Source organism: Pseudomonas sp. SIMBA_041 (assembly GCF_046535095.1).
In the GTDB taxonomy this organism is placed as follows: Bacteria; Pseudomonadota; Gammaproteobacteria; order Pseudomonadales; family Pseudomonadaceae; genus Aquipseudomonas; species Aquipseudomonas mucoides.
Genome location: NZ_JAWRXJ010000458.1, coordinates 1 through 263 on the forward strand (window position 1 = coordinate 1; position 263 = coordinate 263).

General features: G+C 40.7%; 1 protein-coding gene. It reads right to left on the bottom strand.

Features of this window, described 5'->3' with window-relative positions; genetic code table 11:
* Positions 1 to 263 (bottom strand): DUF4105 domain-containing protein (locus SB725_RS31910; RefSeq protein ID WP_410923459.1); only part of this gene is annotated, 263 nt, incomplete at both ends.

Here is a 263-nt window from a genome sequence, read left to right on the forward strand (position 1 = left end):
CTTTTAGCGCGTACATCGCACCGTTCTCATTTTCTGGAATACGAGCGCCGAAGTTGTATGAGTTATTAAGTAAGTCCTCGCTAGATAGCTCTCTGACATCACTGTTCGTATTATTTGCATTATCTATAGGCGTGTTGGTTTTGACCAGTACATGACCAAATGAAGAAGCTGGGTTTTTTAGATAGCTGCTTACTAGGATCAAGCTTATTTCTTGATTCGCATCGGGTAATTTTGAGCAGTTTTTGAGATCGACGTTCAGTTCT